The sequence below is a fragment of the Legionella busanensis genome (assembly GCF_900461525.1).
Lineage (GTDB): Bacteria > Pseudomonadota > Gammaproteobacteria > Legionellales > Legionellaceae > Legionella_C > Legionella_C busanensis.
This window is the reverse complement of sequence record NZ_UGOD01000001.1, coordinates 295637-311490: the sequence shown is the minus strand read 5'-3', so window position 1 is coordinate 311490 and position 15854 is coordinate 295637. Positions and strand designations below refer to the sequence as shown.

Here is a 15854-nt window from a genome sequence, read left to right as displayed (position 1 = left end):
CAACTTAAGACAATTACATGCATATTATTCCAACAATTCTTTGTGGTGGAGCTGGTTCGAGGTTATGGCCAGTTTCTCGTGAACTACACCCAAAACCATTTATTTGTTTAAGTGATGGGCAAAGCTTTTTGCAAAAGGCCTTCTTACGCGCAGCCTCTATTCCAAAAATTAATGAGATTTTAACTGTTACGAACCGAGAGTTATTTTTTAAAACAGAAGATGAATACCGAGGTGTTAATCAACAAGGCTTATTTCTATCTTATATTTTAGAGCCTTTTGGTCGCAATACAGCAGCAGCAATTGCTTTAGCAGCATTACAAGTAGCAAATAAATATGGGAATGAAGCTATTTTATTAATTTTACCTGCTGATCATTTAATTAATGCGCCAGATGCTTTTCAAAGCGCTATTGATCAAGCAATTCAGCTAGCCCAAGATGAAAAGTTAGTAACTTTTGGTATTAAACCAACTCTGCCTGAAAGCGGCTATGGGTATATTCAAATTGATGAAGATTTTCCATTAACTTCCGTTAAGCAGAAAGAACAAACGCTTGGATACTTAGCCAAACAATTTGTTGAGAAACCAACTATAGAAATAGCACAAACATACTTAGAAGCTGGCTGCTATTTTTGGAACTCAGGCATGTTTTGCTTTACCGCAGGAACTGTCATTAAGCATTTGCAACATTACTGCAGTGATATTTATGAAACAGCTAAGACCTGTTTAGAACAATCCATTACCATAGAAAACACTAAGGTAGCACAAATTCAATTGCAACAAGAGCATTTTGCCAAAGTACCTAGTAATTCTTTTGACTATGCGCTAATGGAGCCCGCTGCTAAGAGTACAGATGCTATTGCTGTAATTCCTTGCGATATAGGTTGGAGTGATATTGGCTCTTGGCGTGCTTTAGGTGATCTATCGACAGCTGACACGCAGGGCAATCGCATCCAGGGGGAAACACTCTTATATAATACAGAAAATTGTTATATTCAGAGTAATGACCGTTTAATTAGTACTGTTGGCCTTAAAAATCTTATTATTATTGATACACCTGATGCTGTTTTAGTTGCTGACAAAGAACAGGCGCAGGATGTAAGACATATTTATACAGCCCTAAAAGAGACCAATCATAAAGCATACAAATTACATCAAACTGTCCATCGCCCGTGGGGAAATTACACTATCCTAGATGAAGGAAAAAACTTTAAAATTAAGCGACTTGAAGTTAATCCGGGTGCAAAATTAAGTTTACAAATGCACCACCATCGTAGTGAACATTGGATTGTAGTTAGTGGTATAGCACAGGTAATTAATGGTGATAAAGAGTTATTGGTTAGGATGAATGAATCAACCTATATTCCAGCAGGTAGTATTCATAGGCTTGGAAATCCCGGTGTTTTAAATTTAGTTATTATTGAAGTACAAAGTGGGGAATACTTAGGTGAAGATGATATTGTACGATTTGAAGATAACTATGGCCGACTTTAATTTATCTTAAATAGCAGAGTCATTTTAAATAACTTCCTTCAGTGGCAAAAGAATGCTATTTTTACTTTAAATTATTGGTAGCTAATCGCTTACTAAAGTGATTAATACTTTTTAACACATAATCTTTAAGTTTAATAATGAAAATTCTTCTTTTTGGAAAAAGTGGTCAGCTAGGTTGGGAATTAAAGCGCTCATTAATGCCCCTAGGTGAATTAATTGCTCTTGATAGACATAGCGAGTTAGTTGCTAACTTTGAAAATCTAACAGGGCTTGCTACAACGATTCGCTTTATTAAGCCTGATATAATTGTTAATGCTGTAGCTTATACGGCTGTCGATAAAGCAGAGAACGAACAGCATTTAGCTACTTTAATTAATACCAAAGCAACAGCTATTTTAGCTCAAGAAAGTGCCAAACTTGGTGCACTACTAGTTCATTATTCTACTGATTATGTATTTGATGGTTCTGGCAATAAAAGTTGGCAAGAAACTGATAAGCCCAAACCACTTAATTTTTATGGAATGAGTAAGCTGCAAGGCGAACAGGAAATTATAAACTCTGGTTGCATATATCTTATTTTAAGAACCAGCTGGGTTTATGGCACTTATGGTAAAAATTTTATTAAAACCATTCTTCGTTTAGGACAAGAAAAAGAAACACTTAAAATTATTGATGATCAGATAGGCGCCCCAACCGGTGCTGAACTTTTAGCAGATGTGACCGCTCATCTTTTAAAAGCAATAAATTTAAATCCTAACTTAACAGGTCTATATCACTTAACAGCAAGTGGTGATACATCCTGGCATGGTTTTGCACAATTTATTTTAGATGAAGCAAAAAAATTAGGGACAGCACTTAAAATTCAAGATTTATTACCTATTCCAAGCAAAGAATATATTACGCCTGCTTTAAGGCCTCTAAATTCTAGATTAAATACTCATAAATTACAGGAAACATTTTCTGTTTATCTACCAAACTGGCAACTTGGTGTTGCAAGAGCAGTTAAAGAAATTTTAGGATCAACATTATGAAAAAACGTAAAGGAATTATTTTAGCCGGCGGCTCAGGTACAAGATTACATCCTATTACATTAGGCGTTTCTAAACAGATGCTACCTATCTATGATAAACCTATGATTTATTATCCTTTATCAGTGCTAATGTTAGCTGGTATGAGAGAAATTTTAATTATTTCAACTCCTCATGACTTACCTAAATTTCAAGAACTGTTAGGCGATGGCCATCAATTTGGTATTGAATTAAGCTATCAAGAACAACCTTCTCCTGATGGCTTAGCGCAAGCCTTTTTAATCGGGGAAAAATTTATTAATGGTGATAATAGTTGTTTAATTTTAGGCGATAATATCTTTTATGGTCAAAATTTTTCAGCTAATTTACAGAAGGCTTCTACCCGAGAAGTAGGCGCCACTATTTTTGGTTATCATGTTAGCGATCCTGAACGCTTTGGGGTTGTTGCGTTTAATGAAAAAGGTAAGGCAGTCAGTATTGAAGAAAAGCCTAAGAAGCCTAAATCTCATTATGCCGTTACAGGTTTATATTTTTACGACGACCGTGTTGTAGAAATTGCTAAGGGTATAAAACCTTCAGCGCGAGGAGAATTAGAAATTTCTGATGTCAATCGCTTCTATCTTCAAGATGAGACACTTCACGTAGAGCTGCTAGGAAGAGGGTTTGCTTGGTTAGATACAGGTACACATGACTCTTTATTGGAAGCAAGCCATTTTGTACATACCATTGAGCAACGACAAGGTTTAAAAATAGCCTGCCTTGAGGAAATTGCGCATGCTTCTGGTTGGATTACTTCTGATCAACTTTTAGAACAAGCATTTCGTTTTAAGAAAACTGCTTACGGACAATACCTCCTACGCCATCTCGAAGAAGAAATAGTTACATAATATTATTACAAATAACGCGAGCAAGCAGAAATATTTTATATCTCAAAGAAAGACCTGATTTTTTACTTTTGTGTTTAAAATCAGCCAAATATAGCCTTTCAATGAAAAAATGAAATATTGTAGAAAAATGCAGTCGTCATAAAACAACTTAGTTGCTTTGACTAATGTTAAAGACGCTGCAATCCTATTATTCTTATAAAAAACGAGCAATCAACTTTAATCACTTAAAAATTTAAATTACCTAAGTAGTGCTAAATTATTAACATACCAAATTACAGTTTTTCGTATCCCACTTTCAAAAGTTTCTTTAGGCTGCCAACCAAGTTCACTTCTAATTTTATTAGCGTTAATAGCATAGCGTTTATCATGTCCTGGCCTATCAGTTACATGTTTAATTAAATCACTATAATATTTAACTCCTTGAGGTTTATGTGGCGCTAACTCTTCTAATAGATTACATATAGTCGAAATAACTTCGATATTTTTTTTCTCATTACAACCGCCAATATTATAAGTTTCACCTATGCTACCTTGAGTTAGCGTTTGATAGAGTGCCTGGGCATGATCTTCTACATATAACCAATCACGAATTTGCGTTCCTTGCCCATAAACAGGAATTGATTGACCTGATAAAGCATTTAAAATTACTTTAGGAATAAGCTTTTCCGGAAACTGGAAGGGGCCATAATTGTTAGAACAATTAGTTACCAACACAGGTAAATCATAAGTTCGATACCACGCTCTCACAAGATGATCCGAGCTTGCTTTACTTGCTGAGTAGGGAGAGCTGGGTGCATAAGGTGTGCTTTCTGTAAAGGCTTCATCTTCAATTTCTAAGTCGCCATAAACTTCATCTGTTGAAATATGATGAAAACGAAATCTGTTTTTTTTGTCGCTAGCTAACGATAGCCAGTACTGTTTTGCTGCTTCTAACAAAGTGTAGGTTCCGATAATATTGGTATTGATAAATTCTGCTGGTCCATCAATCGAACGATCAACATGACTTTCAGCTGCTAAATGCATAATTGCGTCGGGTTGATAAGCAGATATCACTTCATTAATTTTAGTTGCATCTGTAATATCAATTTGTTTAAAAGAATAATTTTCATTATTCTTAACTGATGCAAGTGCTTGTAAGTTAGCCGCATAAGTTAATTTATCAATATTTAAAATGCTATCGTTGGTATTTGCAATAATATAACGTATTAGAGCAGAGCCGATAAATCCAGCACCACCAGTTATTAGAATTTTCATATTTATTTCCATCGATCTAATTTAAATTGTGTAAATTGTTGCATAATAACGACCTTCAATCCTAGTATTAATCTAATAAAAATGTTAACTAATAAGTTAAGGCTTTTTAAAGTCAAATAAATAATTCTGGCATCATAAAGAGATCTCTTTATGAATATAAATGAAGTGAATTTTATAAAAGCTATTATTGACTTACTATAATGTAGAACGTCATTACTAAATCATAACGCTTCATTTTAAGATAAGCTTTGCTTCTTGCTGTCTAAATGGATCAAATTAGATTTATATGGCGATAGGTAGCTAATATATAACGCGCTTAACTTTTATATTCTCATTCGGCAAGTTTACATAATTTAGGAATACTTAGGGGCTAGTATTTTTGACTACTTATTCTAGTTAATTAGTAGTGCGCTGTTAAACAGTGTTGAAAACTTAAGTCAAGTAAAATTATAAATTTGATACTTAATTGGTTTTAACTTTCATAAAACTAGCAATAAGTTAAAAATGTATAATTAAAATTGCTATTTTCCGGAAGAGCTATCTTAGAGGTAAGTATTGCTATTCTACTTATAAAAAATTATAGTACTTCTCATTTATATTTAGATAAATACACTATGCAGCAAGTCAAAAACCGTATGATTTTTCTCGATTATTTAAGAATCTTTGCTTTTATTAGTGTATTGATTGGCCATAAATTTTATCCTTTATTACATCATATAGCACATAATCACAAAATTCCTCATTTGTTTAGATTTCTAGTAAAATTAACTTTACCATTTTTTCTTGCTGGTAACACTGGGGTAGTAGTCTTTTTTCTAGTTTCAGGATATGTTATTACCTACGTACTCCAAGCTGAATTACCATTTGAATTTTTAGTTAAACGAATTTTTAGAATATACCCTCTTTTTGTAATAGCATTATTATTACAAGTGTTTCTTAATTCAATTATCGATCATAGCTCTCCAAATTATTATGTCTTAATTCCTCAACTTCTTTTAATCGGTGATTTTTTTCAAGCGCCTAATGTTCTTGGTGGTGTAGAATGGACTTTACGTGTAGAAATTATTTTTTATTTTATTATGTTTCTTATGCGCTTATTAAATCTTACTAACAAGGATACTATAGCATTACCATTTACTTTAATTTTCCTTACACTTCTACTTAATTTGCTTTCCCCTATTCCTGGAGTCAACACTTGGAATATGGCTTACTTGAATATGTATGGCCCTTTTCTTTTCCTAGGTGTTTTTATCTATTTGTATGAAAATCAGCGTATAAAATTAAGCACTTTAATGGCTTTTACCGGTTTAGTATTTGTTCAACTTTGGCATTTAAATGTAGTTTACCAGCCTTACTGGTCGCATACTTTACTTTCATTACGCGCATTTTTACTTTTCTTAATCACATGGAAATTTAGGGAAAAATTAACTTCTAATGCAATTATTATATTTACTTCCGAATTAACTTACTCTATTTATTTGTTTCATAATTGGCTATACGATAGAATTATACAGAATTTCAATGGCAGCTTTCTTGTCAAAACAACTTGTACCTTAATTCTATTAATTTTGATTTGTACTTTTTTTGTTAAATTTATTGAAAAGCCTGCTATTAAATTAGGTCGAAAAGTTTATAACAACCTTGCTAAGCAAATCAGTAAAATAAAATTTGCTCGAATGACTCATCCAGATCACATATAGAGTCTATTAATTTTCAACTTAAAAGCTTTTTACCTAAAGTTGAACTGTTTATTAAAAATAATTTATTTAGTCACGCACTTGAGCATAGCTCAACATGACTTATTTAAAAGAAGTTAAATAATTTCTAGTTGCATAACAAAAGAAGCGCTTTATCGTTAGCTCCTTAAAATCTTTCCTATAGTCAATGTTTATTTAAACACTTATAATATATGCGCATAAATAATAAGTAGATTATAAATTGGGGATTTTATGGAAATAAGACAGTACAATAAAATCATATGGATACTTCTTTTCCTACCAATTTTAAGTTTAATCTTACAAGAAATTGCATGGCTTCGTTATAGCATTGATATTCCTTTATTAGATGATTGGCGCGCCTATATAATACAGGAGGTCGGTTCTTTTAAACTAAAGGACTTGTTTGCTTCGGCTAATGATACTTTATATCCTGTTGGTAAAGTATTAGACGCTCTTGCTTATCGAGCTTTTCAGGGAAACACTATTGTTTACCAATTTGTTTCTATGTTTGTTATTTTAGGTGCATTATTACTCTTACAATGGCGCTTATTACACCTTGCCTTAAATAACCGCTTATTAGCAGCCTCTGCTTTCACGCTTACATTATTAATGATGCGACCCGACACTTATTGGGGTTTGCAAAATGTAGCCTATCATCAAGCCATACCTTTAGTGTGCCTTTTATCTATAATTTATATTGTTATAAACGATAAATGGCATAATAACCGGCTAATAATTCCAATTTTATGTGCGTTAGGCTTAATCTCCGGGCTTTCTTATATAAGTGGTGCTATTGCTGTCCTTACATTAAGTTTAGTTTTTCTATTATTTAATAAAATTTTAAAACTTAAGATTAAAAAATCTCTTTTCATGGGATGCCTCGCGCTTTTAATTATAGGTATTTTTACGACGCTAGCTCAACTATCGGTAATAATCTTTATACAACATGGCACTCATCGCCCTGACGCGCCTATGGCATACCCTAATCAGATTGATTTTTGGCTCTATCTTTTTGGGAAGGTAGCTCGATCGCTAATGCTACCTTATAAAACACCACTTCTTTCGCTAACTTTAACTTGTGTTGTTTTAATTTTTTGTATTAGCCTCTTAATTTGGTCCTTTTCTTTTTTACTTAGAAAGAGACCGTCTTTAATAGAAGCCAGGCCTGCTCTGATATTCGTAACCCTCTTTGGTATCATTTTTACTTATCTTTTAATTGTTGCTGCTGGCCGCGCCAATTTACATTCTCCTGAGCTTCATAAATCTTTAGGAATATTTTCTTTAGGTTATCTTCGCTTTCACTATTTTTGGGTAACTTTGCTATGGCCTTGGGTCGTGGCTTTACTTTTTACTATTTTAAAATCACTTAATTTATTCAATATCCAATATAGGCTTTCTCTCATTATACCTTTAATAATAATTCCTTTTATTATCTATGCAGGTGGATTTAATCATTCGAAGTTTTTTAAAAAAATACTTTTTTTTAGAATGGATCTTATGGAATGTTTAGTACAAAACGTACAAGCAGGAAAAGATTTGCCTTGTCCTAAGTCTTATGCTCCACCTTTATCTTCAGTCATATATGGAAAAAATATAGGAGCTTCTTATTGGCGGCTTTTTACTCTTCTTACCATACCAACCAAAAAAAATGATACCAATGAGCTACAAAAGGCATAAAGAAAGTAACTTTTAAAATAGATATAAAGAAATTTATTTGAAACTACTATAAAGAGTATTATTTAAGTAAGGTACTTTTACACATAATGAAAATTTGAGAGCCTTGCTTACTTATAATTTTGCCTTGCCACCTAAAGGCTAAGCATTCAATTCAGACCCTTAAAGATAATAGTTTTACTAATATTTAAGTTAGGGTAATCTAAGCTTACTATTTAAGGCTGCACATTATATTATTTAGTAAGGTAGCCTTGAAATAGATTGGATTGAGCCTATTTTAAATTTAAACTGCTTTATCAAGCTTTGTAATGTGAGACTGTGAAAATATATTAATCGACTTAAATATAATAATCCCTGTTCCACCTACTTAATCCCTTAGTAAAATAGGCGCTAAACATTAAGCTTAATTTTGGGAGAGTTATCAAACTATATATATCTTTGGTTGATTTATAATTGCACATGATCCTTCTATGACGTTTTATATAATAAAACTACTTTATTCATAAAATAAGATAAGGGAGTTATTATCAAAATAACAATTAATGGTGCCACCGTATCATTTAAATATTCAACTTCCACTAAGATATATAGTAATAATGATGACACTATGTATTGAAAAATATAAATAAGTGGGTAATAGCTAAAAACTTTCCAAGAATACTTTACTTTAAAAACTATTTTTGCATTAAAGCAATAGGAAAAAATAATACCTACTATATAAGCAAATAAATAAGCCCATTGATAATTGATAACTAATTTCAAAAAAAAATAAATAGTGTAGGTAAAAATTGTATTTAGAAAACCGCCTGACAGAAAACGCAGCAGATGCTCTATTTTTTGTTTTAACCCACTTCGCTGCACTGATTTTCCTTTTTACTAACTACACTAATAAACTCCTTGTAATTGCGAATGTAATCGTTGGGATCATAGTAATCTGATGTAAATACTAATAATACAGCATCACTAGAGTATTTATATTGAATTCCCCAAATGAGAGGTGGTAAATGTAATCCTACATCAGGCGACTCTAATGTAACTTCACTCCGCGCTTTGCCATCGTCTACTACTACAGAGCAACTTCCTTTTACGCAAATTAAAAATTGATGACAATTATAATGAGCATGCTCACCACGAGTTTTTTCACTAGGAACATTAAATACTAAAAAATATCGCTTAGGAATAAAAGGAATAACTTTGAGAAACTCGCCTACTGTAAGATCACCTCGCATATCTCTGACCAGCTTGAGTTGATATAATTTAACATTACCAACATTGAGCTGCTTTGGGAAAACAGATGGAGATAAAGCATTAGAACTACTTTGACAAAAATCATTATTTGAAGAGTCGCTTTCTACATAACCTACAATCCTTGCAGGTGAGCCTGTTACAATAGCATAAGGAGGAACCGATTTAGTAACAACAGCCCCTGCTCCAACCATTGCTCCCATGCCAATAGTTAATCCAGGTAATATAGTGGCTCCGCCCCCGATAGAAGCACCTCGTTCTACCTTGGTTACAAGAAATTTTTCTGGATATACCTTTGATCTAGGAAATTTGTCATTAGTAAATGTAACATTTGGACCAATAAAAACATCATCATCTAACTGTATTCCATCCCACAGATACACACCTGATTTAATAGTAACATTCTTACCAATTACAACATCATTTTCGATAAAACAATTAGCACAAATGTTTACATGACTTCCAATTTTAGCGTCGGCAAGAATAACAACGAATTGCCAAATACGGGTTGCTTCCCCAATTTGTTTTGATTGCACATCTGCAGTAGGATGAATATAAATAGGTTCAACCATTATTAGCCCTCAATTTATTTTTATATTGTAAAGACACAATAGCTAATGGCCTACGTTTACTATTTTCATAAGCTCGCCACGCGTACGTACCAACTAAACCTAAACCTAAGAGATTAAAAGCGCCCATTGTTAAAATAATTAATACTGTTGCAGCATAGCCTGGTACAGCAATAACATGAAAAAGGCGAGCGAATAAAACAACTGAACCGAAAAAAACACATAAGATAGTACCTATGGCACCAATTCTCATTAGTAATTTTATGGGAAAATCAGTAAAAGCAAAAATGCTATCCATCATATATTCTATTTTTTTATTAAGTGTCCAAGCTGATTTCCCTTCTTCACGTACTTGACGCTCATAACTAACTAATTTTCGTCTAAATCCAAGCCAAAAAATAAGCGCAATTAAAGACGATCGTGATTCGTCAAGTTCTAATAAATGATCTCGAAATAGCTGATTACAACCAAATATATCAACGCCGCCTTCAGGCATATCTCGCACAACTAAACGCTTATATACGCGCCAAAAAAGCCCTGAAGCCATTCGTGACATAAATGGATCATTACGACTGAGACGAGTACCAATGGCCACATCACATTCATTAGATTCTAACACTTTAAAAAAATTAATTACTAAGTCTATAGGTTCTTGAAGATCAGCTGCCATAACACTGTAATATTTTCCTCTTGCAACTTTAAGGCCACTACGTATAGCTGGAAAAGAACCAAAATTACGTGAATGTAATAAAAGCTGACTTGCATAAGGAAGATTGTCAACAGCTTCCCTTAACAAAGCATATGATTTATCAGGACTGCCATCTACAACAAACACTACTTCTAAATCTCCACCTAATTCATCATTCATTTTAGCTAATGCTTGCAATAAACGTGGTATAGATGCTTCATTTTTATAAACAGGGACTATCACCGTATATTTCATATTCACCAACTATTTATGGCATTAATAATAAACTTAACCTCATCATTGCTTAGCTCTGGATAGCAAGGTAAGGTAACTATTTCACTGGCTAATAGCTCCGTATTTTCAAGAAAAATAGCAGAAAATTTATCACCAAAAACTGGCTGACGATAATCTGGAATTGGATAGTGAATATCTGAAGCAATATTTAGTTGCCGAAGATGTTTGCGTAACTCATCACGTCTATGGGTACGAATTATATAAAGATGTGCTATATACTCTGTGCTCTTATACAGAGGAACAATGACATCAGAGTGACAAATTCCATCATTATAAAGTGCTGCAATTTCACGCCTACGTGCATTAGTATGATCCAGGTCAGGCAGAAACATAGATAAAATGGCTGCCTGCATTTCATCAAGACGACTATTACGACCGCCAGGTAATTCTACTTGATATTTCGATGACCAACCATATTGTCTTAGGGATTTTAACTTTTCAGCTATTGCTGAATTATTAGTAACTACGGCACCGCCATCCCCTAAAGCTGCTAAATTTTTGGTTGGGTAAAAACTAAAGCTAGCCGTATCACCAAACGAGCCAGCTCGCTTATTATTAAGACAAGCGCCGGCCGCTTGTGCGCAATCCTCTAACACTAATACACCTTTTTCCCTACAGTAATTAACAATTTTTTCAATTTCTGGAATGACTAAACCATAGAGATGAGTCACAATAACTGCTTTTGCACCTAGGTTAATTGCTCGCGCTACTTCATTAAAGCTTACAACATAAGTGGTGGCATCAATATCCATAAAAATGGGGTCTGCGTCCACCGCTAATATAGCATTAGTAGCGTACATACCAGCATTAGCTACTGTTGCAACACGATCTTTGCTAGATATCCCCATTGCTTTAAGAGCAAGCTCTAATGCATCTGTACCATTAGCAACGCTAATACAATATTCACATCCAAGATAAGCCGCAAAATTTTGCTCAAATTGATGAACTTCCGGACCTAGTATTACCCATCCGCTAGATAAGACTCGATTAATTGCTGCTTGAATTTTCACTGAATAGTTATCAATTCTTTTTGAAAGATTGTTAATGTGTTCCATACTTAATTATTATTTTATGATTATTTTGCTGCATTATAAATTCAAAATTAATTATTAATCAATCAATCTCTCTATACCATTTTATTATATCAAATTCTTTAATGGCTGAATAAAAGTCCTATATTTTTATTTATATATCAGACTACGAATGTACCCCATAAGTATATTTTTAATTTTTCTAATGAAGTACTTTTTTCATATACAAAATCGTTTCAATTATTGACTTAAGTCACTTACACTTCCTCTACTTCCTCAAGGCATATCTCTGTTTTGGTATGAAATTCTTTTTTTAAATAGAATTTAGGTTGATTAGGTCTAGGCCAGTCGCATATTTTACTAACATATTCTAGCAATGTACCTTCTTGCTGGCCTGTATAAAGTTTTTCATTAAAATGTTTATGGCCTTTTGGCAAAGTTAAAGCGTACTCAATTAACTCTAAAAGATCATCTCGAATTGGATCATAAGGCACGATGTTTTTTGATATCTTTTTTAAAAAAGCTTTATCTCGATTGTCGAAAGTATTGGTGATTGAAGGAATTCCTGAGGCGGCTGCTTGATAGGCGATAATGCCAGGATGAGCTGCATAAATCATAGATATAACTACATCACAGGAAGCAATTAGATCAAAATATTGTTGTTTTGAAAGCTTGCTTAATACAAAAATTTGGGTACCGTTTACTTCATACGAATAGCGAGTGTTGACTGTACCCACCATATAAATGGTATAACCTCGATGCTTTTTACAAAATTCCTCCGCAGTTTCTCGTAATAAATTTGATAAATTTCTCAAATTAAAACGTTCTGGCCTAAAATAGAAAAATAATTTCTTTTTTTTCTCTTGAATTACATCTATGGGTTCAATTTTAGGACTAGTAATATAAAGTTTTTTATCTTCAGTTATAAGATTTCTACTTATTAAGTATTTCTTTAAAATCTCTGTAGATAGGATAATATTTTGTGCTTTATAAATTGCTCTCTCAACTTCGATATATCTATCCCCTAAAGGGTGCGCGCAAGCCTCAAACTCCTGGCAATAATAAATAATTTTGCCAGGATTCTTAAATAAACGTAATGCTCTATGAAAAAGATCACAATTAAAGCAAATAATTAAAGTTGGCGTACAATTAAGGGTACCCAGCTCACTTTGATGAATAACTTCAATATGACTTGCATAGCGCTTAGCAAGTTCAGGATTAAATACTTCAGCCTCAACCGATAAAATTATTTTTTTAAACTGACCGAATACAGGCAGGAAATCAGTAAAAAAAGCGGTATACCCTCCGTAAAAAATATCATCTTGCAGATGAGAAAATAAAACAAGTAAAAAGGGTACATTGCTCTCTGGCAAAATCGGTAATGACTTGGGTTGTGCATCAGAAGAGTAAATATTTACAGGCGAAAAAAAACCTTTAGGATAATGAGGCTCCATAGCAAATGTATGTTTTAATTGATTATTACTCCATACCCTTCCTTCTTCTTTGCCTTTTAAACAATAATGAATATATCCATAAGGAATGCTTTTATTTAAAACTGCCTCTGCTACATCTTTATGAGCACTTAAATAAAATTTTTCATCAAAATCAATGATACCTGGTTTCCCTTCTCGTAATTTAATAAGCTCATATTGAAAATCTAAAAAATTCAAGAAATTATAGTCAGAATTTTCATAGGCTATTTTTTCTAAGTGTGAGAGATAGGGTTTAACCCGAACTCTTTGATGCAGTAATTCATACTGATGTGTATTTATAAATTCAATCAAATCTTTCGAGCTTTTTACAGACGTCATTTTTTCATTATCAGTATCCACATGATTTATACCAATTTTAATCCATTTATATGCATTATGCTCACAGATTAAAAAGTATAATCTTTCAATAGCGTGGGCTAGTGTAGCGTCCATCTGATTATCTTCAGGAGGAAAATCTTCATAATTAAGGTTAGCTTCTATTAAGGATTTTATACTAGCTGACCTACCCCAAAACATTGAGCCAGAAGGAAAATCTAATTGATTATCTACATATAATTCGATTCCTAATCTTTCAGCGAATTGTTGGCATATTTCAAAATTTCCGCCCCAGCCAATACAATGGCGAACTAAGCGAGAATGGTCAGGCGCTATCATTCCTAAACTTTTATTTTGCTTAAAAATTTCAAAAATGCTGTAAATAATTTTCTCCGATCCTAATAATGTTTCAAAAAGGTAATTACGCCATCCATTACCTTGGATCTGTGGTGTTTTTTTTGTATGAATATGAAGAAAAAACTCATAGCAGGAATAAACATCAGCAAATTCAATTAATTTAGGCGCAATGTCTCTTCCACGGTTCTGAGCTATTTTGACTGTCACAGAGCCTTTCGGCCAATTTAAATAATATTTCTCGATTTTATCTCTTTTCTCTGGACAATCAGTTGTAATAAATAAGTCAAAGGAGTAAGGAATATTATTTAAATAGGCTGAAATTTCTTCGATAAGATCAACATAATACATATGGCATATGACTGCAATGCTAGGCGGCGTTGTCCATTTTTTAAATGAATAGCTTAAAGGCACTCTGAGACAATAGTGTAAAGGCGCGCCGGCACCAATAGGAGTAGATTGTATTTTCAAAAAATTATAGATAGTTTTCCTAACACCACCATAAGCTCGAAATTTTTGTAATAGTTGGCCCTTAATTAAAAATTTGGCAAATTTTAGAGAGCCTCTAAAAAATAATAGAGTTCGTGGGTAAGAAAGTCGGTGTATTAGTCTAGCCTTCACTTTGTCTTTAAAACTTTGAAAACCCTCTTTTTTATAGACAGCATAACCAGATTTAGCTAACTTAATGCCCTTTTGCAAATTTAACATAGCACCTCCTATTATCCAAACTGGCTTAGAAAGCCCTTAACTTGATAAGTTTTTAATTGCCTCAATTGGTTTTCGATATTCTAAAATTTGGTCAATCTGACTTTCATAATGTTAGCTTAAGTTGCTATGTTGATATAATAATTCATTTATTGATTATTTAATTATTCAAGCTCATAAGTTAAGATAGCTTTTTCCTCATCTTTAGCGCTTAAACTTTGCTTTAGATTATGGGAAGCAAAGCATCTAGGAAAGACCAGCCTACTTTTTTATTAATATCAAATTCTGTAATTTCTTTATATATTTCCTTCAAGGTCAGCATATTGTTCAATTTTATCTTTATTAAGTTCAAATTTCCGCTTCTCAATAAGCTAAAAAAGCTAAATGCATTTTAAAAAATGCTTAAGTTTACCAAATCGAGAAACATTGTGTACTAAGTAAATTAGATTCATCACTATTATTAAGTTCCTCTTAAAGGAATAATTCTGCAGAACATAACGGTAACCCTTGCTCGTCTTTTAATGAAACTTGAGGCTGCTTTTCAGTAGGCCAGTTAATTTCCAGATCAAGATCATTCCATTTGATACAACGTTCATGTTCAGGCGCCCAATAATCAGTAGTTTTATAAAGTACTTCTGCAGTTTCTGATAAAACAACAAAACCATGTGCAAAACCTTCGGGTATCCAGAGCTGATTTTTATTTTCGGCAGAAAGCATTTCGCCTACCCATTGACCAAAGGTTGGCGAAGAAGATCTAATATCGACAGCCACATCAAAAATGGTGCCTGAAGCTACTCGCACTAGTTTACCTTGCGCTTGTTTAATTTGATAATGAAGGCCACGTAAAACATTCTTTCCTGAACGTGAATGATTATCTTGAACAAAAGAAACTGAATGTCCAATGATTTCTTCAAAATGGGCCTGATTAAAACTTTCAAAGAAAAATCCGCGAGCATCTTCAAATACTTTAGGCTGCAATAAGACTACATCTGGAATTTTTAACCGTGTCGCTTTCATTAAACTACCTCTACTAAAGTGCCTCTAAAAGTCTCATACCCATTTCACTATTCGCAAGGATAATAAATTACCAATCTTTTTCATAGTTGAAG

At 33.1% G+C, this 15854-nt stretch carries 12 protein-coding genes; 5 read left to right on the top strand and 7 right to left on the bottom strand.

Annotated features, from left to right (window positions below; all coding sequences use genetic code 11):
• Positions 1-17 precede the first annotated feature (17 nt).
• The 3 genes from DYH30_RS01435 (at position 18) to rfbA (ending at position 3405) form a co-directional block, all read left to right on the top strand.
• A complete protein-coding gene (locus DYH30_RS01435; RefSeq protein WP_115329842.1) occupies positions 18-1490 on the top strand; it encodes a mannose-1-phosphate guanylyltransferase/mannose-6-phosphate isomerase in 1473 nt (490 codons plus the stop codon).
• 137 nt (positions 1491-1627) lie between these two features.
• Entirely contained in the window at positions 1628-2521 is an 894-nt protein-coding gene (gene rfbD, locus DYH30_RS01430; RefSeq protein WP_115329840.1) for a dTDP-4-dehydrorhamnose reductase, read from the top strand.
• Entirely contained in the window at positions 2518-3405 is an 888-nt protein-coding gene (gene rfbA / locus DYH30_RS01425; protein WP_115329838.1) for a glucose-1-phosphate thymidylyltransferase RfbA, read from the top strand. The genes rfbD and rfbA overlap by 4 nt, the downstream gene beginning before the upstream one ends.
• Before the next feature lie 237 nt (positions 3406-3642).
• On the opposite strand, the gene rfbB is transcribed toward rfbA, so the two are convergent.
• Positions 3643-4659 (bottom strand): dTDP-glucose 4,6-dehydratase, encoded by a 1017-nt coding sequence (rfbB, locus tag DYH30_RS01420; protein ID WP_115329836.1) that lies wholly within the window; start codon positions 4657-4659, stop codon positions 3643-3645.
• A 518-nt stretch (positions 4660-5177) separates the two neighbouring features.
• Here rfbB and DYH30_RS01415 point away from each other — a divergent pair.
• Both DYH30_RS01415 and DYH30_RS01410 read left to right on the top strand, forming a co-directional pair.
• Positions 5178-6359, top strand: coding sequence for an acyltransferase family protein (locus DYH30_RS01415; protein WP_131740748.1), 1182 nt, complete (start codon positions 5178-5180; stop codon positions 6357-6359).
• A gap of 249 nt (positions 6360-6608) precedes the next feature.
• Positions 6609-8054: a hypothetical protein gene (locus DYH30_RS01410; protein WP_115329832.1), complete on the top strand. Its 1446-nt coding sequence runs from the start codon at positions 6609-6611 to the stop codon at positions 8052-8054.
• A gap of 465 nt (positions 8055-8519) precedes the next feature.
• On the opposite strand, the gene DYH30_RS18670 is transcribed toward DYH30_RS01410, so the two are convergent.
• The 6 genes from DYH30_RS18670 to rfbC all read right to left on the bottom strand — a co-directional run bounded on the left by DYH30_RS18670 (position 8520) and on the right by rfbC (position 15762).
• The gene (locus DYH30_RS18670) at positions 8520-8912 is read right to left on the bottom strand and encodes a GtrA family protein (protein ID WP_207385811.1); all 393 of its coding nucleotides are present in this window, start codon (positions 8910-8912) and stop codon (positions 8520-8522) included.
• Positions 8894-9868, bottom strand: coding sequence for a WxcM-like domain-containing protein (locus tag DYH30_RS18520; RefSeq protein WP_115329830.1), 975 nt, complete (start codon positions 9866-9868; stop codon positions 8894-8896). The genes DYH30_RS18670 and DYH30_RS18520 overlap by 19 nt, the downstream gene beginning before the upstream one ends.
• Positions 9861-10808, bottom strand: coding sequence for a glycosyltransferase family 2 protein (locus tag DYH30_RS01395; RefSeq protein ID WP_115329828.1), 948 nt, complete (start codon positions 10806-10808; stop codon positions 9861-9863). Before DYH30_RS01395 ends, DYH30_RS18520 begins: the two co-directional genes overlap by 8 nt.
• A 2-nt stretch (positions 10809-10810) precedes the next feature.
• Entirely contained in the window at positions 10811-11902 is a 1092-nt protein-coding gene (locus DYH30_RS01390) for a DegT/DnrJ/EryC1/StrS family aminotransferase (protein ID WP_115329826.1), read from the bottom strand.
• 233 nt (positions 11903-12135) lie between these two features.
• Positions 12136-14748 (bottom strand): rhamnosyltransferase WsaF family glycosyltransferase, encoded by a 2613-nt coding sequence (locus tag DYH30_RS01385; protein WP_115329824.1) that lies wholly within the window; start codon positions 14746-14748, stop codon positions 12136-12138.
• Positions 14749-15216: 468 nt separating this feature from the next.
• Entirely contained in the window at positions 15217-15762 is a 546-nt protein-coding gene (gene rfbC / locus DYH30_RS01380; RefSeq protein ID WP_115329822.1) for a dTDP-4-dehydrorhamnose 3,5-epimerase, read from the bottom strand.
• Positions 15763-15854 lie beyond the last annotated feature (92 nt).